General features: G+C 65.6%; 23 protein-coding genes and 3 pseudogenes. 18 read left to right on the top strand and 8 right to left on the bottom strand.

Going from position 1 to position 26907, the window contains the following annotated elements:
• The first annotated feature begins 3 nt into the window (after positions 1–3).
• The 9 genes and pseudogenes from AC5RTT_RS03375 (at position 4) to AC5RTT_RS03415 (ending at position 12269) form a co-directional block, all read left to right on the top strand.
• Complete coding sequence (locus AC5RTT_RS03375; protein WP_494143999.1) at positions 4–1698, top strand: thiamine pyrophosphate-binding protein; 1695 nt, start codon at positions 4–6, stop codon at positions 1696–1698.
• A 136-nt stretch (positions 1699–1834) separates the two neighbouring features.
• Positions 1835–2323, top strand: a complete 489-nt coding sequence (locus tag AC5RTT_RS03380) for a MarR family winged helix-turn-helix transcriptional regulator (protein ID WP_494144000.1) — start codon at positions 1835–1837, stop codon at positions 2321–2323.
• A 55-nt stretch (positions 2324–2378) separates the two neighbouring features.
• A pseudogene (locus AC5RTT_RS03385) lies at positions 2379–3917 on the top strand (MFS transporter); the annotation flags it as partial.
• Positions 3918–4074: 157 nt separating this feature from the next.
• Positions 4075–5808, top strand: coding sequence for an ABC transporter ATP-binding protein (locus AC5RTT_RS03390; protein WP_494144001.1), 1734 nt, complete (start codon positions 4075–4077; stop codon positions 5806–5808).
• Positions 5805–7874: an ABC transporter ATP-binding protein gene (locus AC5RTT_RS03395; protein ID WP_494144002.1), complete on the top strand. Its 2070-nt coding sequence runs from the start codon at positions 5805–5807 to the stop codon at positions 7872–7874. The genes AC5RTT_RS03390 and AC5RTT_RS03395 overlap by 4 nt, the downstream gene beginning before the upstream one ends.
• A gap of 92 nt (positions 7875–7966) precedes the next feature.
• Positions 7967–8395 carry an acyl-CoA thioesterase gene (locus AC5RTT_RS03400; RefSeq protein WP_494011727.1) on the top strand — a complete coding sequence of 143 codons (429 nt, stop codon included), beginning with the start codon at positions 7967–7969 and terminating at the stop codon, positions 8393–8395.
• Positions 8396–8470: 75 nt separating this feature from the next.
• Positions 8471–8728, top strand: a complete 258-nt coding sequence (locus AC5RTT_RS03405; protein ID WP_494144003.1) for a hypothetical protein — start codon at positions 8471–8473, stop codon at positions 8726–8728.
• Between the two features lie 90 nt (positions 8729–8818).
• Positions 8819–11050, top strand: a complete 2232-nt coding sequence (locus AC5RTT_RS03410; RefSeq protein ID WP_494144004.1) for an McrB family protein — start codon at positions 8819–8821, stop codon at positions 11048–11050.
• 13 nt (positions 11051–11063) lie between these two features.
• Positions 11064–12269 carry a 5-methylcytosine restriction system specificity protein McrC gene (locus AC5RTT_RS03415; protein WP_494144005.1) on the top strand — a complete coding sequence of 402 codons (1206 nt, stop codon included), beginning with the start codon at positions 11064–11066 and terminating at the stop codon, positions 12267–12269.
• Positions 12270–12288: 19 nt separating this feature from the next.
• On the opposite strand, the gene AC5RTT_RS03420 is transcribed toward AC5RTT_RS03415, so the two are convergent.
• Entirely contained in the window at positions 12289–13944 is a 1656-nt protein-coding gene (locus AC5RTT_RS03420) for a sensor histidine kinase (RefSeq protein ID WP_494144006.1), read from the bottom strand.
• A 94-nt stretch (positions 13945–14038) separates the two neighbouring features.
• On the opposite strand from AC5RTT_RS03420, the gene AC5RTT_RS03425 reads away from it, so the two are divergent.
• Positions 14039–14800 carry a response regulator transcription factor gene (locus tag AC5RTT_RS03425; RefSeq protein ID WP_494144007.1) on the top strand — a complete coding sequence of 254 codons (762 nt, stop codon included), beginning with the start codon at positions 14039–14041 and terminating at the stop codon, positions 14798–14800.
• Here AC5RTT_RS03425 and AC5RTT_RS03430 read toward each other — a convergent pair.
• Entirely contained in the window at positions 14773–15183 is a 411-nt protein-coding gene (locus AC5RTT_RS03430) for an Hpt domain-containing protein (protein ID WP_494144008.1), read from the bottom strand. The two genes, AC5RTT_RS03425 and AC5RTT_RS03430, sit on opposite strands and share 28 nt — an antisense overlap.
• A 198-nt stretch (positions 15184–15381) precedes the next feature.
• Here AC5RTT_RS03430 and AC5RTT_RS03435 point away from each other — a divergent pair.
• Positions 15382–15510 (top strand): annotated as a pseudogene (locus AC5RTT_RS03435) (beta-mannanase); the annotation flags it as partial.
• A gap of 6 nt (positions 15511–15516) precedes the next feature.
• Here the strand turns inward: AC5RTT_RS03435 and AC5RTT_RS03440 are convergent.
• From AC5RTT_RS03440 to bioB, 4 genes are read right to left on the bottom strand one after another with little or no spacing between them, the layout of a single operon-like run.
• The gene (locus tag AC5RTT_RS03440; protein WP_494144009.1) at positions 15517–15960 is read right to left on the bottom strand and encodes a very short patch repair endonuclease; all 444 of its coding nucleotides are present in this window, start codon (positions 15958–15960) and stop codon (positions 15517–15519) included.
• A 19-nt stretch (positions 15961–15979) separates the two neighbouring features.
• Positions 15980–16414, bottom strand: coding sequence for a pyridoxamine 5'-phosphate oxidase family protein (locus tag AC5RTT_RS03445; protein WP_494144010.1), 435 nt, complete (start codon positions 16412–16414; stop codon positions 15980–15982).
• A gap of 55 nt (positions 16415–16469) precedes the next feature.
• Complete coding sequence (bsaP, locus tag AC5RTT_RS03450) at positions 16470–16739, bottom strand: biotin synthase auxiliary protein BsaP (RefSeq protein ID WP_494144011.1); 270 nt, start codon at positions 16737–16739, stop codon at positions 16470–16472.
• Positions 16736–17755 (bottom strand): biotin synthase BioB, encoded by a 1020-nt coding sequence (bioB, locus tag AC5RTT_RS03455; RefSeq protein ID WP_494144012.1) that lies wholly within the window; start codon positions 17753–17755, stop codon positions 16736–16738. Before bioB ends, bsaP begins: the two co-directional genes overlap by 4 nt.
• A 213-nt stretch (positions 17756–17968) precedes the next feature.
• Between bioB and AC5RTT_RS03460 the strand changes: the two are divergent.
• The 4 genes and pseudogenes from AC5RTT_RS03460 to AC5RTT_RS03475 form a co-directional block, all read left to right on the top strand.
• Positions 17969–18187, top strand: a pseudogene (locus AC5RTT_RS03460) (hypothetical protein); the annotation flags it as partial.
• Between the two features lie 169 nt (positions 18188–18356).
• A complete protein-coding gene (locus tag AC5RTT_RS03465) occupies positions 18357–19019 on the top strand; it encodes a DUF6318 family protein (protein ID WP_494144013.1) in 663 nt (220 codons plus the stop codon).
• 122 nt (positions 19020–19141) lie between these two features.
• Entirely contained in the window at positions 19142–19948 is an 807-nt protein-coding gene (locus AC5RTT_RS03470; RefSeq protein WP_494144014.1) for a hypothetical protein, read from the top strand.
• 109 nt (positions 19949–20057) lie between these two features.
• A complete protein-coding gene (locus AC5RTT_RS03475) occupies positions 20058–21128 on the top strand; it encodes an alkene reductase (protein WP_494144015.1) in 1071 nt (356 codons plus the stop codon).
• A 232-nt stretch (positions 21129–21360) separates the two neighbouring features.
• Here AC5RTT_RS03475 and AC5RTT_RS03480 read toward each other — a convergent pair whose 3' ends face one another.
• A complete protein-coding gene (locus tag AC5RTT_RS03480) occupies positions 21361–21657 on the bottom strand; it encodes a hypothetical protein (protein ID WP_494011654.1) in 297 nt (98 codons plus the stop codon).
• A gap of 156 nt (positions 21658–21813) precedes the next feature.
• Between AC5RTT_RS03480 and AC5RTT_RS03485 the strand changes: the two genes are divergently transcribed.
• Positions 21814–24276: a Tex family protein gene (locus AC5RTT_RS03485; protein WP_494144016.1), complete on the top strand. Its 2463-nt coding sequence runs from the start codon at positions 21814–21816 to the stop codon at positions 24274–24276.
• Positions 24277–24288: 12 nt separating this feature from the next.
• On the opposite strand, the gene AC5RTT_RS03490 is transcribed toward AC5RTT_RS03485, so the two are convergent.
• Positions 24289–25086: a ZIP family metal transporter gene (locus AC5RTT_RS03490; protein WP_494104130.1), complete on the bottom strand. Its 798-nt coding sequence runs from the start codon at positions 25084–25086 to the stop codon at positions 24289–24291.
• Between the two features lie 99 nt (positions 25087–25185).
• Between AC5RTT_RS03490 and AC5RTT_RS03495 the strand changes: the two genes are divergently transcribed.
• Together AC5RTT_RS03495 and AC5RTT_RS03500 are read left to right on the top strand one after the other, a co-directional pair.
• Positions 25186–25509: a hypothetical protein gene (locus tag AC5RTT_RS03495; protein WP_494144017.1), complete on the top strand. Its 324-nt coding sequence runs from the start codon at positions 25186–25188 to the stop codon at positions 25507–25509.
• 545 nt (positions 25510–26054) lie between these two features.
• Positions 26055–26906 (top strand): glycosyltransferase family 2 protein, encoded by an 852-nt coding sequence (locus tag AC5RTT_RS03500; RefSeq protein ID WP_494144018.1) that lies wholly within the window; start codon positions 26055–26057, stop codon positions 26904–26906.
• The last annotated feature ends 1 nt before the right edge of the window (position 26907 follow it).

The following is a 26907-nucleotide window of genomic DNA, read 5'->3' on the forward strand; positions in this document are numbered from 1 at the left end:
GCCATGATTGACTTCGACCCGGGAACAGCAGCTCCCACCAAGGGCGCCGCTGCCCGCAACGGCGGGGACCTCGTCGTCGAGACGCTGGAGGCGCTGGGCGCCAAGACTGTCTTCGGCATACCCGGCCAGCACGCGCTGGGCCTCTTCGACGCCATGGGCCGGGGCAACCTGCAGTTCGTCTCCTCCCGGGTGGAGAACAACAGCGCTTTTGCGGCGGACGGGTATTCCCGCGCCACCGGTGAAGTGGGGGTCCTGTTCCTCTCCACCGGGCCCGGAGCGCTGACGTCGCTGGCTGGCCTGCAGGAAGCCTACGCGACGGGCGTTCCAATGGTGGTGGTGGCCAGCCAGATCCCGCTCGAAGGCCTGGGTGCCCGCCGCAAAGGCATGCTGCACCAGCTCGATGACCAGAAAGCGTCGGCGGCGAACGTCACCAAGAGCCAGCGGCTGATCCAGCACGCCTCCGGCATCCCGTCCGCCATCCAGGACGCCTGGACCGAGGCGATCTCCTCACCGCAGGGCCCGGTGTGGATCGAGATCCCGCAGAACGTGCTGCTGGACCCGATCATGGTGCCGCCGGTGGAAGACGCCCTGGCCGAAGCCGCTGACAACCCTCCCCGGGTGGAGCTGGTGCGCGAGGCCGTGAAGTGGCTGGAGGCGGCCGAACGCCCGGCGATCATCGCAGGCGGCGGGACCCGCCGTGGACGCGCAGAGAAATCGCTGCTGTCCATCGCCGAAAAATTGCGCGCACCGGTGATCTGCACCCCCGGCGGGAACGGCGCATTCCCGTGGAACCACGAGTTGTCCCTGCAGTCCTGGATCGAGGACCGCTATATGACGGACCTGCTCGAGGACGCGGACGTGCTGGTGGTCATCGGCTCGTCGCTGGGTGAGGTCACCTCGAACTACTTCACCTTCGAGCCGCGCGGCAGGATCATCCAGATCGACGCCGAACCCCGCGTCCTGGAGTCAAACCGCCCCGGCCTGGGCATCCGCGCCGACGCCGGCCAGGCGCTCGCCGCCCTGGACGAAGCGCTCAGCCCGGAGCGAGCCGTAGCTCCGAGCTGGCACGGGGTGCCGCCGGAGGAGCTGGTCAGGGAATCGCTGGCCAAAGTCAAGGCCCGGCTGGAGTCCCAGGACCTGGCCAAGGAGCTGAAGTTCATGGCCGACATCCGCGAGGCGGTGCCCGCGGACATGCAGACGTTCTGGGACATGACCATCGCCGCGTACTGGGGCTGGTCCTGCTGGGACGCCCGCGAGGGGCAATTCCACTCCGCGCAGGGCGCCGGCGGCCTGGGCTACGGCTTTCCCGCGGCTATCGGCGCTGCCGTAGGTCTGGAGACCCTGGGCAAGCCGGGCCGGGTGTTGGCCGTGTCCGGCGACGGATCGTCGATGTACTCCATTTCGGAACTGGCAACGGCGAAGCAGCACAATGTGCCGGTCACCTGGCTGATCGTGGACGACGGCGGCTACGGCATCCTGCGCGAGTACATGGTGGGTGCCTTCGGCAGTGCCACCGCCACCGAGCTGGCCCGCCCCGACTTCGTCAAACTCGCCGAAGCCTTCGGTGTGCCTGCAACCCGAGTGGCCCCTGAAGATGTGGGGGACGCGCTCAAGGCGGGCTTCGCCGCGGACGGGCCGAACGTCGTCGTGGTTGAAACCCTCCTCAAGATGTTTGGGCCCACCCACCTGGACGCCTGACCGGAAACGGAACCCAGCAGAAGACCCCGGCTCCATCAGAGCCGGGGTCTTTTCGTGCCTCCGAGCAGATAGTTTCCCAAAGCAATCAATTTCGTATATAGTTGCTTCAGGCAAACAAGTAAGGAGTGCCTGAGCCATGGCAGTAGCACCGGATACGGCAGCCGACCTCGTGTACCAGATCTTCGACCTGCAGCGCGCCGTCCGCTGCATTGCCGCGGCCGGTGTCCGTGGCCAGGACACGGGAGTGGCCCTCCAGGGCGTACTGCGGTTCGTGGGGGAGGGGGAGTCCCGGGCCACGAAGCTCGCGGAACGGTTAGGCGTCAGTGCCCCCGTCCTCAGCCGCCACATCGCTGACCTCGAGGAGCAGGGCCTGGTGGTCCGGCGCCAGGATCCGGACGACGGCCGCGCCCAGCTGGTGGCCCTTACGCCGGCCGGAAAGGACAAGCTCCGGCAGATCGAGGAGCAGCGGACCGCAATCCTGCAGGACTACCTGCGTGACTGGAGCGAGGCGGACGCCGGCAACACGGCGAAAACCCTCCACAAGCTCACCGAATCACTCAAGAAATCAGCCCGGGCAACGGCGGCCGGCATGCCACCAACCACCGAGGAGCAGAACCATGGTTAGCCAAGCCGCAGCCCCCGCCCACGCAGCCTCCACGCCAGTGATGGCAGCGCCGGAGATGTCACACCGCCAGATCATGGAGGCCCTCACCGGGCTGCTGGCGGCCTTCTTCACGGCCATCCTCAGCAGCACCATCGTGGCCAACGCGCTGCCCACCATCATGTCCGACCTGCACGGCACCCAGACCGACTTCGCCTGGGTGATCACGGCCGCGCTGCTGGCCAACGCCGCCACCACCCCCATCTGGGGCAAGCTTGCCGACCTCTTCAACAAAAAGCTCCTCGTCCAGCTCAGTATCGTCATCTTCGTCGCCGGGTCGGTGATGGCCGGGCTCTCCGAAACCATCCCGCTGCTGCTGGGTGCCCGGGTTATCCAGGGCGTGGCCATGGGCGGCCTCACTGCGTTGGCCCAGGCCATCATCGGCACCATGATTCCGCCCCGGAACAGGGGCAAGTACTCCGGCTACATGGGCGCCGTCATGGCCGTGGGAACCGCGGGCGGTCCTCTCCTGGGCGGATTCATCGTCGACAGTCCGCTGGGCTGGCGCTGGACCTTCTTCGTGTGCGTGCCGCTCGCCGTCGTCGCCCTCATCCTGCTCCAGGTCACCCTCAAGATCCAGCACGTCCGGCGCCCGGCCAAGATCGACTGGCTGGGCTCCATCCTGCTGACCACCGGCGTGAGCCTGCTCCTGGTCTGGGTCTCCTTCGCCGGCAACCCCGACTACTACGACTGGATCTCCTGGCAGTCTGCCCTGATGGTGGGAGGCGGCGTCCTCCTGCTGGCGCTGCTGGTGCTGGTGGAGTCCAAGGTGGAACAGCCCATCATTCCGCTGAAGATCATCTCCGAACGCACCACCGCGCTGGCCATCCTGGCCTCCGTGGCAGTGGGCGTGGCCATGTTCGGATCGTCCACCTTCCTGGGCCAGTACTTTCAGGTGGCCCGCGGCGCCACGCCCACCGAGGCCGGCCTGCTCACCCTGCCCATGATCGCCGGCAACCTGGCTGGCTCCGTGGCCTCCGGGCTCCTTATTACCCGGACGGGCAAGTGGAAGGGCTACCTGGTTGCCGGTTCCATCCTGCTGATCGGCGGGCTGGGACTGGCCGGCACCATGGACCACACCACCGAACTGTGGCACGCAGGCGTCTTCACCGCGGTCCTGGGCCTCGGCCTGGGGATGCTGATGCAGAACCTCGTCCTGGCCGTCCAGAACACCATCCGCGCTTCGGACATCGGAAGCGCCAGCGCCTCGGTGGCATTCTTCCGCTCCGTGGGCGGCGCCATCGGCGTCTCGGTCCTGGGTGCCGTCCTCGCCAACAGGGTCAGCGAACTGGCCACCCGGGGGCTCAGCGCCGCCGGAATCCCCGTCCAGGGCGGCAGCGCCGGCAGCAGCCTGGACCTGGCGCACATGCCCGAACCGGTCCGCGAGATCATGCGCGCAGCGTACGGCGATGCCACTGCAGAAGTGTTCCTGATTTCCGCCGCTGTTGCCGTGGTGGCGCTGATATCCGTCCTCTTTATCAAGGAAAAGCCGCTGCGCCGCACCGTGGACATCGAGCCCGCACCGGAAGGTACGACGCCGGAGCCTGCCACAGCGGGCAAGTGACCCGCCGCGGTACTCCCCTCGGATGATCTTCGGCAGGGTTTGTTCCCCACCCAGGAGGAGTTTCGTAGAGTGGGAAAGCTAAGGATGTCAGCCCCGGCTGCTACTACTTAACTCTCTTCCTACCGAACTTTATCCCTAAGGATCCGCGGGCATGCTCCTCACCCTCATACGGAGGTTTTCCAGGCCGTACACGCCCTACCTGGTGGCGGTCATCGCCTTCCAGTTGGCCTCCACCATCGCCGCGCTGTACCTTCCCAGCCTCAATGCCCAGATCATTGACGAAGGGGTGTCCCGCGGGGACACCGACTTCATCTGGCGCACCGGCATGGTCATGTTGCTGGTGGCGTTCGTCCAGGTGGGGACCGCCATCGCCGGCGTCTACTTCGGCTCCAAGGCTGCGATGGCGCTCGGCCGGGACCTGCGCCGGGCCGTGTTCCGCAAGGTCACCAGCTTCTCGGCGAAGGACGTTAACGCTTTTGGCGCCCCCACGCTGATTACCCGCGGCACCAACGATGTCCAGCAGGTGCAGATGCTGATGCTGATGGCACTTAACTTCATGGTGGCCACGCCTATCATGTGCATCGGCGGCATCATCATGGCCCTGCGCGAGGACCTCAACCTGTCCTGGCTGGTGTGGGTCTCGGTGCCGCTGCTCACCGTGGTGGTGGGGTACCTGGTGGTCCGGCTGATGCCGCTGTTCCGCTCCATGCAGAAGAAGATCGACCGCATCAATGCGGTCCTCCGCGAGCAGATCATCGGCATCCGGGTGGTGCGGGCCTTCGTCCGGGAACCGTACGAGACGGACAGGTTCGGCGAGGCCAACCGGGAGCTCACCGACGTCTCGCTGAAGATCGGCGCCCTGTTCGTCCTGATGTTTCCTGCCATCAGCATGATCCTGCACCTGTCCACGGCGGCGGTGCTGTGGTTCGGGGGCCAGCGGGTGGACTCCGGCGAGATGCAGGTGGGCGCGCTGACCGCCTTCCTGCAGTACCTGCTGCAGATCCTGGTGGCCGTCATGATGGGCACCTTCATGGCCATGATGATCCCGCGCGCCTCGATCTGCGCCGACCGCATCGGCGAGGTGCTCGCCGTCGAACCCTCCATCCACGACCCCGAACAGCCCCAGGCACCGGCATCCCTGGCGGGTGTGGTGGAATACCGCAACGTCACCTTCGCCTACCCGGGCGCGGAGTCGCCGGTCCTGAGCAACATCAGCTTCACCGCACGGCCAGGCCAGACGGTGGCGGTCATCGGATCCACGGGTTCGGGCAAGACCTCCCTCCTCTCGCTCCTGCCCCGCCTCTATGACCCCGTCGAGGGGGAGGTCCTCCTGGATGGTGTCCCCGTCAACAGGCTGGACCGGGCGGAAATCACCAAGCGGGTGGCCCTGGTGCCGCAGCGGCCCTACCTCTTCTCCGGCACCATCGAGCACAACCTGCGGTTCGGGAAATCCGAGGCCACGGACCAGGAACTCTGGGACGCGCTGCGGGTAGCCCAGGGCGAAGCGTTCGTCCGGGACAAGAAGAACGGCCTGAACGCCAGGATCGCCCAGGGCGGAACCAACGTTTCCGGCGGCCAGCGGCAGCGGCTATGCATCGCCCGGGCGCTGGTCACCAAGCCGCGGGTGTACCTGTTTGACGACTCTTTCTCCGCCCTTGATGTAGCCACCGACGCCCGGCTGCGCGCCGCGCTGAAGCAGACCACCGCGGACGCCACGGTCATCATCGTGGCCCAGCGGGTGTCCACCATCACCGAGGCCGACCAGATCCTGGTGCTGGACAACGGCCGGATCGTGGACCGCGGAACCCATGAGGAGCTGCTGGAAACGTCGCCGACCTACCAGGAAATCGTTGAATCCCAGCTGAGCGTGGAGGAAATGGCATGAGCCCCCGCAAGAAGGACTCCACGTCCATCGAAGAAACGCCAGGACCGGCCGCGGCCGGTCTTCCCGCCGCGGAGGTCCTGCAGGACGATGACTTCGTCGAGGAGGAGTACAAGCCCTCCGAGGCCGACGGCGACATGTTCGGCGGGATGCCCGCGAAGAAGGCAGAACACTTCTGGCCGTCAGCGAAGCGGCTTATGGGGCTGTTGAAACCCGAGGCGTTGGGCATCTATGTGGTGGTTGCCATGGTGATCGTCGCCGTCGTGCTCAACGTCATTGCCCCCAAGATCCTGGGCCAGGCGATGGATGTCATCTTCGCCGGCGTGGTGGGCAAGCAGCTTCCCGCCGGCGTCAGCAAGGAACAGTTCGTGGACGGGCTGCGCCAGCAGGGCCAGGACAATTTCGCGGACATGGTCTCCCGGATGGAGCTGGTTCCCGGTGCCGGCATCGACTTCGACAAGCTGACCATGCTCATCGCCGTGGTGCTGCTGATGTACTTCGTGGCCAACATCTTCCTCTGGCTGCAGGGCTACGTGCTGAACCGCATCGTCATGAAAGTGATCCGCCGACTCCGCGACGATACCGAAAAGAAGCTCAACCGCCTGCCGCTTAACTACTTCGACACCCGCCAGCGCGGCGACGTCCTGTCCCGTGTGACCAACGACGTCGACAACATCCAGCAGGCGCTCCAGCAGGCTTTCGCGCAGCTGATCAGTTCCCTCCTCACCGTGCTGGGCATTGTGATCATGATGTTCATCGTGTCCTGGCAGCTGGCACTGATCGCGCTCATCGCGCTGCCCCTCTCCGGTGTTGCCGCCGGCATGATCGGCGTGCGCAGCCAGAAGCTCTTCTCCGCGCAGTGGAAGAACACCGGCACGCTCAACGGCCAGATCGAAGAGTCCTTCTCCGGGCATGACCTGGTGCGGGTCTTTGGCCGGGACGCCGACATGCTGGAGCGGTTCGAGGAACGCAACGAGGCCCTGTACAAGGCCAGCTTCGGCGCCCAGTTCGTGTCCGGCATCATCTTCCCGGTGATGCAGTTCGTCTCCTACCTCAGCTATGTGGGCATCGCGGTGGTGGGCGGCTTGCGGGTTGCCTCCGGTTCCATGTCACTGGGCGACGCCACCGCGTTCATCCAGTACTCCCGCGAGTTCACCCAGCCGCTGGGCCAGATGGCGGGCATGGCCAACATGCTCCAGTCCGGCGTGGCCTCCGCGGAACGGGCGTTCGAATTCCTGGACGCCGACGAGCAGGACCCGGAGACCCCCACCGAACACCTGCCGGCCAAGACCGACGGGCACGTGGACTTCCGGAACGTCACCTTCAGCTACACCGAGGACCGGAAACTCATCGAGAACCTGTCCTTCACCGCGGAGCCCGGCAACACGGTGGCCATTGTGGGGCCAACCGGCGCCGGAAAGACCACTTTGGTCAATCTGGTGATGCGTTTCTACGAGCTCAACTCCGGCTCCATCACCCTGGACGGGGTGGATATCACCCATCTCAGCCGCTCCGAGCTGCGGTCAAAGGTGGGGATGGTACTGCAGGATGCGTGGCTGTTCGGCGGGTCCATCTACGACAACATCCGCTACGGCAACCTGGACGCCACGGAGGAAGAGATCATGGCCGCCGCCAGGGCCACGTTCGTGGACCGCTTTGTGCGTGCCTTGCCCGAGGGCTACAACACCGTCATTGACGAGGAAGGCAACAACGTCAGCGCCGGTGAGAAGCAGCTGATCACCATTGCCAGGGCTTTCGTGGCCAACCCTTCCCTGCTCATCCTCGACGAAGCGACCAGTTCCGTGGACACCCGCACCGAGGTCCTGGTGCAGAAGGCCATGGCCGCGCTCCGTTCGGACCGGACCAGCTTCGTGATCGCGCACCGGCTTTCCACCATCCGGGATGCCGATACCATCCTGGTGATGGAAGACGGCAAGATCGTGGAACAGGGGAACCACAAGGTCCTCCTTGCCGCCGAAGGCGCCTACCACCGGCTGTATACGTCTCAGTTCGCTGGGGCGGACGTCGGCGAGATGCCGGAAGACGATTCGACGGCGGTACACAGCTGAGCGTGCAGGGCGGGATATTGGAGCAGAACATCAAGCAGGACATGAAGCAGCAGGACTCGGACGGCCACGAGCGGATCGAGGTCCTGGTGCCGATGCGTTGGGGCGACATGGATGCCTACGGCCACATCAACAATGTGCAGATCGTCCGGATGCTGGAGGAGGCCCGGATCGGGGCTTTCGGGCCGCCGAAGGGTGCCGGGCTGCCCGGGATCGAGCCGCGCGTAAGCCTGTTCAACGCTGTCCCGGACGGGACCATGGCCCTGGTTGTGGATCACAAAATCCGCTATGTCCGCACCCTCGAGTACCGCAACGTCCCCGCCGTCGTGCAGGTCTGGATCGGTGCCGTCAAGGGAGCCAGCTTTGACATCCACTACCTTATCCAGGACCCCGTCACCGGGGAGGACTGCGTGAAGGCCAGCACACATCTGGCCTTCGTGGACGAAGCCACCGGACGCGTCCAGCGGCTGACCCCGGAGCAGAAAGACCGGATGGCACCCTACACGCATCATGTAAAGCACTAAACAGGCATAAAGGCTCTGGACAAGGGGCCATCGGACCTATTGGACTGGAACTCCCGACAGTGAAAGGACGATCAGATGGCTAAGAACAAGACCCGCACGGCCAGGAAGAAGAAGACTTGGAAGGAGATGTCACCATCGGCCAAGATCGGCACCATCCTGGTAGGCATCGTCCAGATGTCGATGCTGGTGGCAGCGCAACGCGACATCTCCAAGCGGCCCGCTGCACTGATCAACGGACCAAAGGGGGCCTGGAGGGCAGCGTCTTTCATAAATTTCATCGGCCCCATGGGGTACTTCATCTTCGGCCGGAAGCGGGGGACGGGAGCGCCGTAGCGTTCCCCGGGAAGAGCTGGTGGGGGTTAGACAGGGTGCATCACGAAGGCTTTGAGCAGCCATCCAGCTTCACCCTGTAAATTTGAACCCATGACCCCCGCCTCCACTCCTGCCATGACCCGCGCCCTCGGCATCTCACGGGAAATAGAGGACGCGGCCTGGTTCGTCCTCGGCCCCGGGCTGCAGGGCAAGCCGTCGGCGCTGGACGGACGGACCCTGACCTGGACGTCGGAAGCGGCGGCAGAGCTGGCGGACAGGCTGGAACGCGGCGCGCCGGACCCCAAGGCGCCCATGATGACCAACCTCCGGCAGAATCTCGACGGCGCGTCCCGGGAAGCCAAGCAGCTGGCCGTCGAACTGCTCTTCCTGCAGTCCCTGCCGCTGGCCCACGAAGTGAAGTCGCTCAAGGTCAAGCGCGCCCGCGTCGCAGAGGCCGCTTCCTGGCTGGAGCCGCCGCTTGAGCTGCCTGAAGAGCTCTACCAGGGCATGACGGACCACGGCGTGATTCGGGACCGGACCGCGGAGTTCAACTGGACCATCTGGGACCACCTGAAATGGCTGTGCCGGTTCGTGCAGCACGTGGACCAGCAGCCGCCTGCCGCCATCACCGGGGCGCTGCAGGACCCGCTCAAGTTCCACCGGCTGGCGGCCGGAACGCCACACGACCAGCCAGCTATTCGCCGCAGCATCGAGTTTTTGGCCTGGCCCAGCTACTTCGAACCCGTGGTGGCGGACGTCGAGCGGCAGGAAATCCGGGACGCCTTCGCCTCACTGGTGGGCGGGGCAAAGAGCGACAGCGAAGAGGACATCACCGCCGATATCCACCGCATCCGCCTGCACCTCGACGAGCAGGCGGGCCAGCGCATCGACTGGTACGCCCGGCAGCTGGTCAGCCAGTGGCGCAAGGTGGGCGATCCCGGGCACCGGGCGTGGCTGTTGCGGACCCACGGCGACAACACCGAACTGCTCACCGCCTGGCAGGACGAGGAGAAGGTGACCCTCGACGTCGAGCACCTCCGGCTGCTGGACCCGGGAGTCACCGCCGGCGTGGTGCAGCATGCGGTGGACGAGGACTACAAGCACCTTGGCTATGTGGAACGCGAGGACACCAAGACCGCCGTCTTCGCCTTCCTGACCGTCATGAAACCAGGGGACCTGGTCCTGTACCAGCATGCCGGAACCGTGCGGCTGGGCGGCGTGCTGGGCGAACCCGACTACAACGACGACAACCGGCGGCTGCGCCGCAAGGTGCGCTGGTTTGACGAGGGGCATGCCACGGCGAGCCTGCCCCGGCACGTCCAGCGCCAGCTTGCCACCGCGGGCATCGTGGTCGACGTGACCCGCGTGATGCCGGCCCTGCAGGCCCTCCTGCCGCCGGAAGCCGAAACGGAACCGGACAGCGAAACGGAAGGCGCCGCCGTCGTACTTCCTGTCCAGGAGGGCTTCCGCCGCCTGACCCCCGAGTTCGCCGACTCGCTGCACATGGAGCTGGAGCCCCTGCAGGAGATCGCGGACCTGCTGGAGGAGAACCGGCAGCTGGTCCTCTACGGCCCACCCGGCACCGGAAAAACCTACCTGGCCAAGCACATCGCCGCGGAGCTGGCCGACGACACCACCGACGAGCGCGTCAAGCTGGTGCAGTTCCACCCGTCCTACGCCTACGAGGACTTCTTCGAGGGCTACCGGCCGGACAAGACCGACGACGGCCAGGTGTCCTTCAAGCTGGTGGCGGGCCCGCTGCGGCGCCTCGCGGAGGAGGCCGCCAAGCCAGGAAACGAGAAGAAGCCGTACTTCCTGATCATCGATGAGATGAACCGGGCCAATCTGGCCAAGGTGTTCGGCGAGCTGTACTTCCTGCTCGAGTACCGGGACGACCGCATCTACCTGCAGTACAGTCCCAACGAACCGTTCACGCTGCCGGACAATCTTTACATCATCGGCACCATGAACACCGCGGACCGTTCCATCGCAATGATGGACGCCGCCATCCGCCGCCGCTTCTCCTTCATCGAACTGCACCCGCAGACCGAACCGGTGAAGGGCTCACTCCTGAGGTTCCTGCAGGCCCGGCAGCTGGACACCACCCCGGCGCTGCTGCTGGATGCCCTGAACAGCGCCATCGACGAGTGGGACCGGGACCTGATGATCGGCCCGTCCTACTTCATGAAGCCGGCCGCCCAGACTCCCGCCGGGTTGCGCCGGATCTGGAAGTACGAGCTGATGCCGCTGCTGGAGGAGCACTACCACGGCCAGCTCACCCGGGCGCAGCTTGAGGAGCGCTTCGGACTGGACCAGCTGCTGGGACGCCTTGCAGCCGGGTAGCCGCGCTACCTCAATGCGGCACCTGGTACTGGACGAACTGTCCCGGGGCATCGTGGAACGGCTGGACCCTGCCAGCGCCTCATTCGTGAACTCCAGCGGCCTGGCCAAGGCCTCTCCCATGGGGATGGGCCTGTACCGGATCGAGCCGGTGGGCAAGGTGGGCTCCGTCCGCACCTCCACGGTCCAGCTGGATGTGCGGCCCAAGGACCGGCTGGGGCTCGGCCGCCTCCTGTTCCTGCTCAGCTACGCGGGGGACCAGGGTTTCCGGCCGGAGACCGTTGCCGCCGCCGAGGACAGCGGGCTGTGGAGCGCGCTGGCAGAGTCGCTCGCACAGCTGGCGGAGCGCGCCCTGGGCCGCGGCGTGTTGCAGGGCTACCTGACAGTGGACGAGTCGCTGCGGACCGTCAAGGGGCGCATCCGGATCTCGGACCAGATCTCCCGGCGGCCGGGCATGCTGGTGCCCCTTGAGGTCTCCTATGACGAGTTCACCGAGGACATCGCGGAGAACCGGATCCTGCGCGCCGCACTTGAGCGGATGGGCCAGGTCCCGGGGGTGCGCCCGGAGGTGCTCAGCCGGCTCCGCCAGCTGAAGGGAAAGCTCGACGCCGTCACGCGGCTTGCCGCGGGGGCACCGCTGCCGCCGTGGAGGCCCACGCGGATGAACCTGCGCTACCACGCGGTGCTCCGCCTGGCGGAAGTGATCCTCCGCAACGCGTCAGCCGAAGCGGGCGAGGGCGGGCAGCAGACGGCCTCGTTCGTGGTGGACATGGCCCGGGTGTTCGAGGACTTCGTGGGCGCAGCGCTGCGGGAGGCCATGGCGGGATACCCGGGGGAGCTGCGGCTGCGGTACAGCGCGCTGCTGAGCGAGGCGGTGCGGGACACGGACAGGCTGCAGGTCCGGCCGGATGCCGTTCATCTGCTGGGGGGACGGCCCGTGGTGGTGTACAACGCCAAGTACGCGGCGGCTTCGGATGCCGGCGCCTCCCTGACAGCCGACCACTACCAGATGCTGGCGCACTGCACCGCCCTGGCCGTGCCCACCGCCTGGCTGGTTTACGCGGGTGCGGGGGAGATGAAGCTCCGCCGGATCCTCAACACTGACATCGACATTGTGGAGTTTCCGCTGGACCTTTCCCGGCCGCCGTCGGACATCCTGGCCTCGGTCCGGGAGCTGGCCCGGCAGTCCTGGGGTGAGATGGTCCGGCAGTCCACACCGTAATGCCGGGGGCGGGTGGGGATTAGACCGGGACCCGGAACGTGAAGGTGGTGCCTTGGCCCAGCTGGCTGTCCACCTGGATCGTCCCGCCGTGCGCTTCTACGATGGCCTTGCTGATGGGCAGGCCCAGGCCGACGCCGGGTATGGCGGTGCGGCGGACGTTGCTGGTGCGGAAGAACTTGGCGAACACTTCGGACGTGTCCTCCGCAGTCATCCCCATGCCGGTGTCGGAGACGCGGCAGGCCAGCTGCCCGTCCTCCTGCGCCAGCCTGACCAGGACGTTTCCGCCGTCGGGGGAGTATTTGATGGCGTTGGACACCAGGTTGTCCAGGACCTGGGAGATGCGGGCGCCATCCACATGGGCTTCCAGCTTGTCCGGCGTCTCGGCCGCCAGGACCACTCCGGCCACTGCGGCCTTGGGCAGCGCGGAGGAGACGCTGGAACGGACCAGCTCGGCCACATCCACCGTGTGCGGCGTGACGATCAGCTGGCCGTTGCGGCTCGCGAGCAGGTCGGACACCAGGGTCAGGAGGCGCTCGGAGTTCCGGCGGATGATCTCCAGCATCTCCCGGTCTGAGTCTTCCTGCTCCTCGGCCAGCAGGATCTCCACATAGCCCAGGATGGACGTCAGCGGGGTTCGGAACTCATGCGAGACGCTGGAAACAAATTCGTCCTTTGCGGACAGGGCGTTCACCAGGTCCGTCACGTCGCTGAAGGCAATCACCGAGCCTGCAAACTTGCCGTCCGGATCCTTCATGGCACGCGCTGTCGTCACAAAGGCGCGCTGCTCCTGGCCCTCACCCAGCCAAACCAGGTAGTCGGTGAAGGTTTCGCCCAGCACGGCGCGGCGGACCGGGCGGTCCTCCACGGGAACCGGGGTTTTCCGGTCGGCGCCGAAGACCAGCAGCTGGGACTCATTGGGGTCCGCGTTGTCCTTGGGGCTGGCCAGGACGTGGTTGGCCCGCTGCTTCCGGTTCATCAGGACGTCATGCCCGTCGGCGTCAACGGCAAGGACGCCAAGGTGGACGGTGTCCAGGACGGCATTGAGGAGCGACTCCTGCCGCTGGCTGGAATGGAGGGTGGCCTGCAGTTGGGCGTCCTTCTCCTCCAGCTCCCGCTGCTGCCGCATCATGCTCAGCGTCAAAACGCTCACGGAGACGCCGATCCCGAGCGTGATGACGGGGAGGAGCAGGGTCCGGGCAAAGTCCTGCGCGGTAAAGGTCCCCTTGATGAGCAGCGGCGCCCACAGAATGGCCAGCGGGGCGAGGAACGCCAGCCAGAGGGCCAACCTGGGGTAGTAGCCCGAGGCGCACAACCAGATAACTGGCAGCACCGCGAGCAGGCCGATGCTGGTCAGGCTCTCGAGGCCGCCTTCCCGCCCGAACCCAATGGAGACGAAGTCGAGCACCGGGATGATGAGGAAGCTCGTGTACGGCAGCCGCTCCCAAGGGACGAGGTAGCAGGACGCCATCAGGACGAGCTGGGAGACCAGGAACGTGACGAAGAAGGGGTTTCCGATTCCCTGGGGAAAGAACACCCACACCAGGAAAGCCGTCAGGCACGTAGTCACAAAGAGCGGCATCTGGCTCAGTGCTACGCGGTCCCGCAGCCGGTACTCGTGGAAGGGACGCCGGAAGAATCGCAGCCGTCCCGAGGACCAGGCGACGGGATCAGTCATTGCGTGGCGACTTTCGCGCGAGGGTGTAAAGGGCCATACCAGCAGGATATCCGCAGGCAGCTATACTTCTGACGTTGGCTGCTGAGGGGGCACTATGAGTGATGCACGTGTAGGGCTGGTCATCGAGGATGACCACGACATCCGGGAACTGGTCCGCACGGTCCTGACCCAGGCCGGTTTCGAAGTGACAGTGGCCAGCAGCGGCGCCGAGGGCGTGCTCATCGCGAAGACCCTGAACCCGGACGTCATTACCCTGGACCTCGGCTTGCCGGACATCGACGGCTTTGAGGTGTCGCGGCAGATCCGTGAGTTCTCCGACGCCTATATCGTGATGCTCACGGCCCGCACGGAAGAACTGGACACCCTGATCGGGCTGGAGTCCGGCGCCGATGACTACCTCACCAAGCCGTTCCGTCCGCGCGAGCTGCGCGCGCGTATCGCCGCAATGATGCGCCGGCCCAGGTCAGGTGCGGAAACTGAGGCGTCCGCTGTGGAGGCTGCCGAGGGCAACGGACACACGGAACGCGGGAACTACAGCCACAACGGCCTGGAACTCAGCTACGCTTCCCGCACCGTGGTGGTCGACGGGAAGGAAATGAACCTCACCCGCACCGAGTTCGAACTGCTCCACGCCTTGCTTGAAGCCGGCCGCACGGTCCGCACCAAGGCCGACCTGGTGCGCCGGCTGCGGGACGAGGATTACGACGTCGGCAGCTACATCAGCGAGGCCGACGAACGGTCAGTGGAAGTCCACATGGGCAACCTCCGCAAGAAGCTTGGCGATTCCCCCCAGCAGCCGCGCTGGCTGCAAACCGTTCGCGGCGTGGGCTACCGGCTGGCACCAAGCGAGCACTGAGCCTGCAGCCGGTGCATGGTCAGTCCGCTGCACAGGTTGATGGGCCTAAGGAAAGTGGCGGCCAACCGGGGAAGGACGACGGCGGCGTCGGACGAGCGTGCGTCGGTGCGGATCTCGCCTTCGAGGTCCAGGGCCAGGTCGGCAAGCCGCTCGGCTCCCACCATTTGGCTTGACGTCTTCAGGCTAAGGACAGCGTCCACTGACCCCTCCAGGTCCCCTGTGGTCAAGGCCAGCCGGAGGCGGTCGATGCGCTCTGGCAGGCACTCGATGAAGTTGTCCACGAACACCCTGCAGTACCCCTCGTCCTCATGCAGTTCCTCGCGTAGGCGGTCGAGTACGGACTGGTCCACCAGCGGCCGGGGGGCATCATCTGAGGCGCTCACGACGCTCCTTTCAGCTGGGAGAAACCATTGACGGAAACGTCGCGGGTTATTGGGGACTGTGCTCTTTCAGGTTAGGTCTACTGGCACTCGGCGGCAGTCTTTCAGGGGATAATTGTGGGTTTCTTGATGGGAGTCCGGGATCTGCGCCAAATACTTGAGCCAGTGCTTCCTGCACGCAAAAACTGCGACTCCGGCCGCCTGGCTGCCCAGCCAGACGTGGTGGGCTTCGTCTGGTTCCACCTGGAGAAGGAAGCCGACTGGCGCATCAACAGCAGCGACTCGTCCGCGTCCGCCCTCAGGAACGCCTTGCTGGCGCGGCGCAGCTGAATCCCGTCAACAAGCAGGCTGGTCCTTGCCGCTTTCGAGGAAGCGCACCAGATGGTCCTCCAGCGCAGAACCGTCCCTGAGCTCGCACTCCCAGACGGTGAGGACCTCCCATCCCGCGTCCTCAAGCAGGCGGCGCTGGCCGGCGTCGCGCTCCCTTGTCCTGGAGCGCTTCGCGGCCCAGAATTCCGCGTTCGCCTTTGGGGCGTGCTGTCCAACCCGGCAATCGTGGAAATGCCAGAAACAGCCGTTCACGAAGATGACTTTGCGGCGGCCGGCGAACACCAGGTCCGGGTTGCCGGGCAGCCGCGACGTGCCGGACCTGCCGTGCAGGCGGTAGCGGTAGCCCTTGGCATGGAGCAGCCTGCGGACCAGCAGTTCGGGCTTGGTGTTCTTGCCCCGGATCCGGGACATGTTCCAGCTGCGCCGCTCCGGAGTCAGCTTGTCCGCCATACTCCAAGTCTAGGAGCGCTCAGATCTCTCGCTCGGGCTGTTCGCCGAACACGAAGTGGCGGCCGCTGACCGACGTTGGCTCGATCTCCACGTAAAAGTCCTTAAGGGTGGGCACCCAGGTCTTCAGGCCCAGCGCCTCCACAGCCTCCAGCTCTGCCGATTTGTTGAGCACGCGGGCGGTTCCGCGCAGCACCACGGACCAGGCCTCGTCGGAGACGATGCCGTCCGCTTCGAAGAGCACGGTGGAATTGATGGTCAGCTGTGCCAGCTTGTTGCCCGGCGCCGTCCGGAGGTAGATCTTCCGCTCCGCGGTTACGTAGTTGACCGGGAAGATATCCGGTTCGCCCGCAACCGAGACCACCAGCCTGCCGTGTTTGGTGCTCTCCAGGAGGTGCCAGGACTGCCCATCGGTGAGTTCGAGTACGGGTTGGCCGTCTGCGTGTTCAAACATCATGAAGCCATTCTTCTACGCATTGTAGAAAGATGCCAGAGGGTTGGCTGTTTTTGACTCAGTCACTGTCAGCGGCGGCCGAAGTCTCGCCGTGACGCGAGCAGCGGGCCCACCAGCCAGCGGGAAAAACCTGCACCTTGAGCCGGCGCCCGCACTGGACGCAAAAGCGCGGAGGTTCCAGTTCCAGCCGCACCACGCAGTTCTGGTGTGGGGACGACGGCGGTGTGCTGCCGCCGTCGTACGCTTCCTTCTCCGGGGGGAGGCCGCAGTGCCCGCAGAAGCTGAAGGGGGTCGGGCCCGTCGAGCCCGGGGAGCCGGTGGGGATCATAGCGTCTTCTGGAGTTCCTTGATGGGCATGTTGAGGTCCACCAGGAGGTTGAGGTCGGCGGTGGCCGGCCGGCCGAGGGTGGTGAGGTAGTTGCCGACGATGACGGCGTTGATGCCGCCCAGCAGACCGTCCCGGGTTCCGAGGTCGCCAAGGGTGAGCTCCCGGCCGCCGGCGTAGCGCAGGACGGTCCGTGGCATGGCGAGGCGGAAGGCGGCGATGGCGCGGAGGGCGTCCTTGCCGTCCATGACCTGCTGGTTCTCCAGCGGAGTGCCCGGCCGGGGGTTGAGGAAGTTCAGCGGGACCTCGTGCGGATCCAGGGCGGCCAGCTGGGCCGCGAGTTCAGCACGCTGTTCGAGTGTTTCACCCATACCGATGAGGGCCCCGCAACACAGTTCCATTCCGGCGCCCTTGACCATGGCGCAGGTTTCCAGCCGCTCCTCGTAGGTGTGGGTGGTGACCACCTGGCGGAAGTAGCTCCGGGCGGTTTCAAGGTTGTGGTTGTAGCGGTGCACGCCCCAGCTGGCCAGCTGGTCCACCTGCCGGCGGGTCAGCATGCCCAGGGAGCAGGCGATGTTGATGTCCACTTCCTCGTTGATCCGGTCGATCGCGAACTTGATCTGGTTCATGAGCTTGATGTCCGGCCCGCGGACGGCGGCCACGATGCAGAACTCGGTGGCGCCCGTGGCGGCGGTTTCCTTGGCGGCCTTGACCAGTTCCGGGATGTCCAGCCAGACGCCCCTTACTGGGGAGTCGAACAGGCCGGACTGGCTGCAGAAGTGGCAGTCCTCGGGGCAGCCGCCGGTCTTGATGGAGATGATGCCCTCCACTTCCACGTCCTCGCCGCAGTGCCGGAGGCGCACCTGGTGGGCCAGGTCCAGGGCGGCGGAAAGGGCTTCATCCGGCAGGCGCAGGACTTCGACCAGCTGGGCTTCGGACAGGCCGAGGCCCTGTTCCAGGACCTGCCTGCGGGCGGTCTCGAGGATTGGATATTTCAGGAGTTGCGGTTGAGTCGTCATGGGTGGTCCTCCGGCTGACTGGGATGGCTTCCCTGCCGACGCTAGTTCCGGACTGCCTCCCTGTTTTTGTCGGATGGCCACAAGGGCCGACTGCCAGTTTTGTTGACAGCTTCGGTCAAGACGTAACACAGGGAAAACAGTTCCGTGACTGGGATGTCTTCCCGGCTGGGTAGCGTCGCACCGGACCCCCTCCCCGGGCGAAAGCGACCCTGACAGGGCCGCTACTACCTCCGGCGCGCCGACGACGGCATCGACGCCAACGGGAACCCCAGCGATGCCAAGCTCCTTTGCCACGTGACCGGGATAGAGTTCGAGCGTCCGGACGTGGTCCGCTCCGGCCAGGACACGCCCGACGGCGGCCCGCAGTACGTCTCGTCACTCGCCCTGCCCACGGACAAGACCGGGAAGCTGGTCCTGCCCGCGCAGCGGTGACCTTCCGCAGCTGGTGACATCGCTGTAAGGAAACTCGGTGCTCGGCGGCACCGGCTTTCCTGACGGACTTCGCCTGTGGATAAGTTTGATCGCCACATTGTGACGTGGGCTACCCTTAAGGCACTGTCCGGAGCACGCCGTCTGATAACTACTGGGGGAAAAGCGGCCCATGGCTTTACAGAACGTTGTTACGTCACGTGGTTTCCGGGCTGGAGCCCTCGGTTTGGCAATTGCTCTCTCCCTTGGGCTCGCCGGATGCAATTCGGGGGAGTCGCCCGGGCAGGGCGGGACCACCACTCCTGCGTCGACTGACCTGGCCACTACCAGCGCGTCGCCAACGCCCACCCCGTCACCAACCGCTGTTTACAAGCCCGCCGATGCCTCCGGCCCGGCCCAAAACGTCCCGGTCCCCGTCATGCCCGAGGTTGCCAAGACCGAGACGAAGGAAGGTCTCGAGGCGTTCACGAAGTATTGGTTTGAACAGCTGAATTACGCCTACCAGACCGGTGATGTTGCGGGCGTTACTGCTCTTACTTCGCCCAACTGCGAGTACTGTTCAAACATCACGAACTCCTTGACGACGAACTATAGAGAAGACCGATGGTTAGTAGGCGGTAAACTGACCGTCCCCGCGGCATCAACTACATTTGATAAGTCTGCGGACGGAAATTACCAGGTCGTCATACAGGTTCTGCAGGAGACTATTAGCTACCGCGAAGCGAGCGGGACGGAATTCAGAGCAGCAACCGAGCCGTCAAATACAGGCAATGTTTTGCTGGTCGGATTCCATGACTCCGCTTGGCGCGTAGATGGCCTTCACCCGCTCCGCTGATGAAGATGCAGATCTTTCACCGTGCAGGTGCTGCTGTCTTTGTGATCATCCTGATATGGACTAGTGCTCCGAGTCCGGCCTGGGCGGAGAGCGGAATCGATTCCGGTTTTGGCAACGCTGGGGTGAATGTGGACGCATGGGTACGCGATTCCGTTGATGGAGGTATTGGGCCGGGACCACATGATTCCGGAAACACTGACCCCAACGAGTACAAATACGAGCTCCAGTGCCATCTTGGCGGGGGAGACTTCGACACTCCTTGCCTGGGCAGGCAGCTGGAGTGCAAGGACGGCCCCGACGGTGAAGACGGGATCCCGGTTATGTGGTTGTCCCGGCCCAGGGGAGTGCCTGGTGCCGTCTGGGCTCCCCACTCCGGCCCCACCTGCCTCTATGACGCAGCGCCGGAGGACCTGCTGCCGCGCATTGCCGCGGACATCCAGCGGGAATTCCAGAACCTGCCCGTCAACGCCGGAACCGTTTCGGCACAGCCAAGCCCGCACACGCTCCGCGGCGCTGAAACCAACTTCTACGCCGAGGCAGTTGAGCAGCAGTTCGACATCACCATGTTCGGCCAGTCCGTCCATGTGGTCGCCACTCCTGTCCAGTACACCTGGAACTACGGCGACGGCACTGTCTTCGGCCCCCAGCCGTCCATGGGAGGCCCGCTGCCGCAGGACCGCTGGGGTGAAAAGACCCGCACCAGCCACGCTTACGGCCAGACCGGCGACTTCCAGGTTGTCCTGACCACTTCCTTCCAGGGCACCTACTCCGTCAACGCCGGTCCGCCGCTGCCCATCCCGGGCCAGGGCCAGTTCAGTTCGCCGCCCCAGACCATCAGCGTCTGGCGCTCGCTGACCCGCAACTACGCCGACGACTGCAACACCAACCCGAACGGCCAGGGCTGCCCCGGCGCGCCGGCATCCAAATAGCCCCTGGCCCAGCACAAACGGGTTGTGATGCCGATCGCATCCGGAATAGTTGTACGCGCGCCCCAGTTGGCATGGGCAGTACGTCTTTAGCCTTCGAAAGGAACTGCGCATGCTGTTTTCCCCTCTCACCCTCGGCGAGCTTGAACTTCCCAACCGCCTGGTCATGGCGCCGTTGACCCGGCTCCGCTCCGGTGAGGAAGGCGTCCCCGGCCCGCTCGTCGCCGAACATTACCGCCAGCGCGCCTCCCTGGGCCTCATCGTCAGCGAAGGCACCTACCCCAGCCCCGCGGGCCGCTCCTACCCGGGCCAGCCCGGCATCTTCACCAAGGAACAGATCACAGGCTGGAAGAAGGTCACGGACGCCGTGCACGCCGAAGGCGGCCGGATGTTCGCGCAGATCATGCATGGCGGCCGGGTTTCGCACCCGGACATCACCGGAGGCCACCAGCTTGTGGCGCCCAGCGCCGTCGCCATCGAGGGTGATGTCCGGACCCCCTCCGGAAAGCAGCCGTACCCCGTCCCGCACGCCCTCACCACCGACGAACTGCCCCTGCTGATCCAGGAAATCGTCGATGCCTCGTTGAACGCCGTCGAGGCCGGCTTCGACGGCGTGGAGCTGCACTCCGCCAACGGCTACCTGCTCCATGAATTCCTGGCACCCAACTCGAACGTCCGTAACGACAGCTACGGCGGCTCGCCGGAAAACCGGGCCCGTTTCGTCATCGAGACAGTCAACGCTGTGGTGGCAGCGCTGGGCGCCAACCGCGTGGGCATCCGCATTTCCCCGGAACACAACGTGCAGGGCATTGCCGAGACCGATCCGGCGGACGTGCGCGCCACCTACGAAGTCCTGGTGGACAGCATCGCCCCGTTCAACCTCGCCTACCTGAGCATCCTGCACCACGAACCCACCGGTGAACTTGTCCAGGACCTCCGCGCCCGCTTCGGCGGCACCTTCCTGGTCAACACGGGATTCGGTGTGGTCACCACCCGGGAAGAGGCGGTAAACCTGGTTGCGGACGGCCACGCCGACGCCGTGGTGGTGGGCCGGCCTGCCATCGCCAACCCGGACCTGGCGCGGCGCTGGAAGGAAGCACTTCCGCTCAACGAGCCGGATGCCTCCACCTTCTACGCAGAAGGCGCCAAGGGGTACATCGACTACCCCGCCTACCAGGGCTAGCCGGCCCGGACACATGGCGACGGCGGCACCTGCAGTGGGTGCCGCCGTCGTTGCTGCTCGGAGTGCTGTCCCGGCAGCGGGGCCGGAAGCCATCCGACGACTTCCGCCCGACTTACGATTCAGGTGTGGCCCGCCGGACCCCTCTGGAAGCCGGCGGTGATCAGATGCTACTCCATCGAATTTACTTTTGCCAGACCTCCGCCACAGTAGGCACCGCAGCGGCCGAAGGGGCCTACAAAACGGCTTCCCGGCCGGTCCCTTCCCTCATCACCAGCTTGCCGTCCTCGATGGATACGAGCACGCTCTTCGGCTTGCCGGAGACCTTCGTGATCGCCTTGAGCCCGCGGTTCGTCACCTCCACGCCCACCTGGGCGCCCTTCGCCGGAAGTTCCACGGACACCTCGGACGCTATGCCAAGGATCGGATTGGTGGACACCCCAAGGTCCCGCCGCGCCTGTTTACCGTTCACCGTCACGGTGATATTGGCTTCCTCGAACCCCTCCTGAAACACAATCAGCAGTTCGCGCATGGCGCCTCTTCCTTGAGCTTTGTCCCAGTGACGGCACCTCCACTACAGCACTTTGCGGGCGTGAGCGGAATACCCGCTCCGGGCCCCAACCCCCCATGCTCCGGTCCTACGCCGGCTGCGGTGGAGCAGCGCAGGCGGGTAAGGCAAGATGTTCTGGTGACTCAACTGCCCCAAGCACCCACGTCCGTTCCTTCTGCAGCGCCAACTGCCGGCGACGCCATCTACTCCCAAATCGCCACTGAGCTGGGCGTCAAGGCATGGCAGGTTAGGGCCGCGGTGGAGCTGCTCGACGGCGGGTCCACCGTCCCGTTCATCGCCCGGTACCGCAAGGAAGCCACCGGGACCCTGGACGACACCCAGCTCCGTGACCTTGAGGAGCGCCTACGCTACCTCCGCGAGCTCGCGGACCGCCGTCGCACCGTTCTGGAGGCGGTGGAGGCACAGGGCCAGCTGACCCCCGAGCTGAACAAGGCGATCCTCGCAGCGGACACCAAGTCCCGGCTGGAGGACATCTACCTGCCATTCAAGTCCAAGCGGCGCACCAAGGCGCAGATTGCCCGGGAAGCAGGTTTGGAACCGCTGGCCGAGGCCCTCCTCAAGCGGCCCGACCTGCACCCGGAGCAGGAGGCTGCAAAGTACCTCAACACCGAGCATGCGATCGGCGACGCCGCCGCTGCGCTCGCCGGTGCCCGCGCCATCCTGGTGGAACGCGTGGCGCAGGATCCCGACCTGGCCGCCACCCTGCGCGAGCGGCTCTGGACGCAGGGCCGCATGGTTTCCCGCGTGAAGAAGGGCAAGGAAGCGGACGGCCAGAAGTTCGCGGACTATTTTGAGTTCGCGCAGGCTCCCGCCGGCATGCCGTCGCACCGGGTCCTCGCGCTGCTGCGCGGCGAGAAAGACGGCATCCTCGAGCTCGACCTTGCCGAGGCAGATCCCGCAGACGACGACGCCCTCACCGCCGCCCGCTCCCGGTACGAGTCCGCGGTTGCCAGGTGCCTCGGGGTCGCCGACCGCGGCCGGCCCGCCGACGCGTGGCTGATGCAGACCGCCCAGGTGGCATGGCGGTCCCGCGTGCTGGCCCGCCTCACGGCAGACCTCCGCGGCAGGATGTTCGCCGAAGCCGAGGACGAAGCCGTCCGCGTATTCGCCGCCAACCTGCGCGACGTTCTCCTCGCAGCCCCCGCCGGCAACCGTGCCACGCTGGGCCTGGACCCGGGCCTGCGCACAGGGGTCAAAGTGGCTGTGGTGGATGGCACCGGGAAAGTGGTGGCTACCGACACCGTGTACCCGCACGCCCCCGCCAGGAAGTGGGACGAAGCCCTGGCCACCCTGGTGAAGCTGGCGCGCCAGCACGCCGTCGAACTCGTGGCCATCGGCAACGGCACCGCGTCCCGGGAGACGGACAAGCTCGCCGCCGAGCTGATCAAGCTCCTGCCGGACGTGGACCGTAAGCCGCAGAAGCTGGTGGTGTCCGAAGCTGGCGCGTCCGTGTACTCGGCATCAGCGCTCGCAGCCGCCGAACTGCCGGGCATGGATGTTTCGCTGCGTGGCGCGGTGTCCATCGCGCGGCGGCTCCAGGATCCGCTCGCGGAACTGGTAAAGATCGACCCCAAATCCATCGGCGTGGGGCAGTACCAGCATGACGTGACGGCGTCGAAGCTTGACCGCAGCCTCGATGCCGTGGTGGAGGACTGCGTCAACGCCGTCGGGGTGGACGTCAACACCGCTTCACCCGCGCTCCTCAGCCGGGTTGCCGGCGTCGGGCCCCTGCTGAGCGAAAACATCGTGGCCTACCGGAACGAGCACGGCCCGTTCGCCCGGCGCACCGACCTGAAGAAGGTGCCAAGGCTGGGAGCCAAGGCTTTTGAGCAGTGCGCGGGCTTCCTGCGGATCACCGGGGGAGCGGAGCCGCTGGACGCGTCCAGCGTCCATCCGGAGTCCTATGCGGTGGCGCGGAAGATCCTGGTTGCGGCCGGGTCCGCGCCCGCTTCCTCCCTGGATGCCAGGGACTTTGTGGACGATACCTTCGGCCTGCCCACCGTCACCGACATCCTGGCCGAACTGGACAAGCCCGGCCGGGACCCGCGCCCTGCCTTTGCTGCCGCCACCTTCTCCGAGGGCATTGAAAAAATTTCAGACCTGAAGCCTGGAATGGTGCTCGAGGGCACCGTGACCAACGTCGCGGCGTTCGGAGCGTTCGTGGACGTTGGCGTCCACCAGGACGGGCTGGTCCACGTGTCCGCCCTGGCCAACCGGTTCGTGTCAGATCCCCGGGAGGTAGTTAAGTCCGGCCAGGTGGTCCGGGTGAAGGTTCTGGAGGCTGACCCGGAGCGTAAGCGGATCTCCCTGACGTTGAGGCTCGACGACGAACCCACCGGAGGTGGGAGAACCGCCCGTGGTGCCGGTGCGGGCAAGCCCGCTGCGGAGAAGTCGGACGGACGCCGCCAGCCTGCCGGGCGCGGGGCACAGCAGGACCCCGGGCGCAGGCGCCAGGACCCGCAAAAGACCGCTGGCCGGAACACCTCCGGCGGCGCGGACGGCCGTGGATCGTCATCGAAGCCGGAACCCGTGAACACAGCCATGGCAGAAGCGCTTCGCAGGGCAGGGCTGGGGAAATAGGCCGGTATCGGCTTAGGCCAGGGACAGGACGAAGGCCAGGACGAATCCGCCAGCCGTGCTGAGGGCCACTGCCGGGCCGCCGTGTTCATAGGCTTCCGGCATCAGGGTGTCCGCGAGGGATGCGATGACGGCGCCGGCGGCGAAGGCCAACGGTATGGAGATGGCCTCGGGGTCCGTCCCGGACAGCGGCCCCGCACCGACAACAACTGCGATGACCAGCAGGGCCGCGCACCCCAGCCAAAGACCCAGGATGGTGCCCGTTGAGCGTCCTTGGCTTCGCATGGATGCTGAGCCAACCAGGGCCTCGGGGAAGTTGGAGACAAAAATTGCCGCGAGCAGGGCCAGCCCACCGGTGCCTTCTCCCAGCGCGATTCCCAGGGCAACGTTCTCCGGGACGCCGTCCAAGGTGACAGCGGCCAACAAGGCCAGCCCTGCCGCTCCCCGTGTTGAGGCAGAAGTGGCATGTTTATCTGACGCGGCGGCATCCGTATCGAGCTTGGCGCTCCCTTCGAACTCGTCCGCAGGTGTCGCCTGCTCCTGCTTTCCGGGCTGCGCCCACCGGTCCAACAGAGCGCTGAGGACCGTGAACACCACTGCGCCACCTATCAGCCCGATGGCTGCGCGGACGATCCCGCCATGTTCATAGGCATCCTCGAACAGTTCGAAAGCCAGGGCGGTCATCAGTGCACCGGCGGCGAAGGCCAGCAGCATAGCCAGGAGGCGCTTGGGCAGCTCAAACCGGACACCAATAAAGGCACCCAGAATCAGTGCACTGGATGCTATGACGCCGAACCACAGCGACATCAACATGCGGTAAGTATAGGAGGGCCGTGTTGACGTGGGAAGACGTTGTGCGAGAGGGCGTGCGCGGACTTTCGGCAGCGTGGGCCTATCTGCAAAGGTGGATCCATGACCTATTTCCTGGAGTACACCATCCCTGCCGCCTCCGACGATGCCGAGTTTGCGTTCCCCTACGATGAGATCAATACCGGCACCACCGTTCCTCTGACCCAGACCGGCGCCGAGGTGGTACACACCACCGAGCTTCCCGCCCGTACCGGCATCATCGGCGCCACTGTGCCGGAGGCCAAGCTTGAAGCTGAACAGCTGATCACGCACAGCCGGGCCTCAGAGGCGAGCCTGTACTTCGATCCCTCCAATTCACTGCAGCCGGGCGTTGGCACGCTGGTGGCCACCTTTACCGAGGGGCAGGGCTGGCGCGACGTCGCCTGACCTCCCGCGGCCTGGAGGTCAACGCCCCGGGCAGCCTGTGGTTCCGGGATTAACCAGTGGAGAAAGATTGCGTTAATCCAGCGCTGGTCCATAATGGTGGGCAGTGGCAGTTCAGGCGGATTGGGCCAGAGCGACCCGGCATCCAAGCGCTGATCCATAGCAAGATCCCTTCAGGGCGCCCCGTTTGGGCGTTGTTGGACGCAATGGCCGTTCCGCGCCGGCCGTTCCGCGGCGGTTTGGGCCGGCGCACCCTACCTCTTCGCGGCGGGGTACCCACCCTACCTAACTTGCGCACGGGACAAGTCCCCCAATGTACCGCACGGATTGCTGGGCCTGGCCCCTGCCCTCCTAGCTCCCGTAGCAGGCAATTCCCTCCAGTAGAACGCGACTAAAAAGGCGAGTACTCAATACTGGTGATTAGCCGCCGGGGCAACCATATGCTCAACCTACTCGGGCCAAGGAACTGACCAAGGCCCAACAAGCGCTGACTCAGCAGGGCTTCCCATTGGCCAGAGTTCTCCACACGCCATGAAGAGGTGCGGCATATGTCTATCTCCACCCAGCCACCCATTACGCTCTCCAAGCTCGCAGCAGCGCCGGTGCGGGCATCGATCAGCGTGGTCATCCCGACCCTGAACGAGGCCCAGAACATTCCCTGGGTCCTTCGGCGTATGCCGCTGTACGTCGATGAGGTGGTAATCGTCGACGGCCGGTCAACGGACAACACTGTAGGAGTGGCGCGGGCAGTGCGCCAGGACATCGTGGTGGTGGACGAGAAGCGCAAGGGCAAGGGGGTGGCGCTAAGGTCAGGATTTGCTGCCGCAACCGGTGACATCATCGTCATGCTGGACGCCGACGGAAGCATGGATCCACAGGAAATCGGCTGGTTCGTTTCCCCACTGCAGCATGACTATGACTTCGTCAAGGGTTCCCGCTACGTCACGGGTGGCGGATCGGAGGACCTGACGTGGCTGCGGCGCACAGGAAACCGTGCGCTGACCGGGCTGGCCAACGCGGTTCTGCACAGCAACTATTCCGACCTTTGCTACGGCTACATCGCCTTCCGGCGGGAGTGCCTGGATGTCCTCCAGCTGGAATCCGACGGGTTCGAAATCGAGACCGAGCTGATTGTCCGGGCCGCCAGGGCGGGCCTTCGAATCGCCGAGGTTCCCAGCTTCGAGCTGGACCGCATCTCCGGGGTGTCGAACCTCCAGACCTTTCGCGACGGCTGGCGGGTCCTGGGGACGATGGCGCATGAGTGCCTCCTGTGGGATTCCCCCACCGCCGGCGCGCGGCCCGAGGCGCTGCGCCGGGTGAAGTACGCCTACACCAGCGTGAGCTTCCCGCGGACACCTACCGATCCGCTGAGTGTTCTTCCCGTGGTGAGCGTGGCCTGAC

This window comes from Arthrobacter sp. Y3221157, from assembly GCF_059089865.1.

What these genes read in the sequence shown, in the direction of transcription:
- bioB (WP_494144012.1), bottom strand. Translation starts at nt 17,755, where the DNA reads ATGACGACTCAACCGCAACTCCTGAAATATCCAATCCTCGAGACCGCC.
- AC5RTT_RS03440 (WP_494144009.1), bottom strand. Translation starts at nt 15,960, where the DNA reads ATGGCGGACAAGCTGACTCCGGAGCGGCGCAGCTGGAACATGTCCCGG.
- AC5RTT_RS03395 (WP_494144002.1), top strand. Translation starts at nt 5,805, where the DNA reads ATGAGCCCCCGCAAGAAGGACTCCACGTCCATCGAAGAAACGCCAGGA.
- AC5RTT_RS03425 (WP_494144007.1), top strand. Translation starts at nt 14,039, where the DNA reads ATGAGTGATGCACGTGTAGGGCTGGTCATCGAGGATGACCACGACATC.
- AC5RTT_RS03405 (WP_494144003.1), top strand. Translation starts at nt 8,471, where the DNA reads ATGGCTAAGAACAAGACCCGCACGGCCAGGAAGAAGAAGACTTGGAAG.
- AC5RTT_RS03375 (WP_494143999.1), top strand. Translation starts at nt 4, where the DNA reads ATGATTGACTTCGACCCGGGAACAGCAGCTCCCACCAAGGGCGCCGCT.
- AC5RTT_RS03390 (WP_494144001.1), top strand. Translation starts at nt 4,075, where the DNA reads ATGCTCCTCACCCTCATACGGAGGTTTTCCAGGCCGTACACGCCCTAC.
- AC5RTT_RS03445 (WP_494144010.1), bottom strand. Translation starts at nt 16,414, where the DNA reads ATGATGTTTGAACACGCAGACGGCCAACCCGTACTCGAACTCACCGAT.
- AC5RTT_RS03380 (WP_494144000.1), top strand. Translation starts at nt 1,835, where the DNA reads ATGGCAGTAGCACCGGATACGGCAGCCGACCTCGTGTACCAGATCTTC.
- AC5RTT_RS03465 (WP_494144013.1), top strand. Translation starts at nt 18,357, where the DNA reads ATGGCTTTACAGAACGTTGTTACGTCACGTGGTTTCCGGGCTGGAGCC.
- AC5RTT_RS03410 (WP_494144004.1), top strand. Translation starts at nt 8,819, where the DNA reads ATGACCCCCGCCTCCACTCCTGCCATGACCCGCGCCCTCGGCATCTCA.
- AC5RTT_RS03475 (WP_494144015.1), top strand. Translation starts at nt 20,058, where the DNA reads ATGCTGTTTTCCCCTCTCACCCTCGGCGAGCTTGAACTTCCCAACCGC.
- bsaP (WP_494144011.1), bottom strand. Translation starts at nt 16,739, where the DNA reads ATGATCCCCACCGGCTCCCCGGGCTCGACGGGCCCGACCCCCTTCAGC.
- AC5RTT_RS03495 (WP_494144017.1), top strand. Translation starts at nt 25,186, where the DNA reads ATGACCTATTTCCTGGAGTACACCATCCCTGCCGCCTCCGACGATGCC.
- AC5RTT_RS03480 (WP_494011654.1), bottom strand. Translation starts at nt 21,657, where the DNA reads ATGCGCGAACTGCTGATTGTGTTTCAGGAGGGGTTCGAGGAAGCCAAT.
- AC5RTT_RS03420 (WP_494144006.1), bottom strand. Translation starts at nt 13,944, where the DNA reads ATGACTGATCCCGTCGCCTGGTCCTCGGGACGGCTGCGATTCTTCCGG.
- AC5RTT_RS03490 (WP_494104130.1), bottom strand. Translation starts at nt 25,086, where the DNA reads ATGTTGATGTCGCTGTGGTTCGGCGTCATAGCATCCAGTGCACTGATT.
- AC5RTT_RS03400 (WP_494011727.1), top strand. Translation starts at nt 7,967, where the DNA reads ATGCGTTGGGGCGACATGGATGCCTACGGCCACATCAACAATGTGCAG.
- AC5RTT_RS03500 (WP_494144018.1), top strand. Translation starts at nt 26,055, where the DNA reads ATGTCTATCTCCACCCAGCCACCCATTACGCTCTCCAAGCTCGCAGCA.
- AC5RTT_RS03415 (WP_494144005.1), top strand. Translation starts at nt 11,064, where the DNA reads ATGCGGCACCTGGTACTGGACGAACTGTCCCGGGGCATCGTGGAACGG.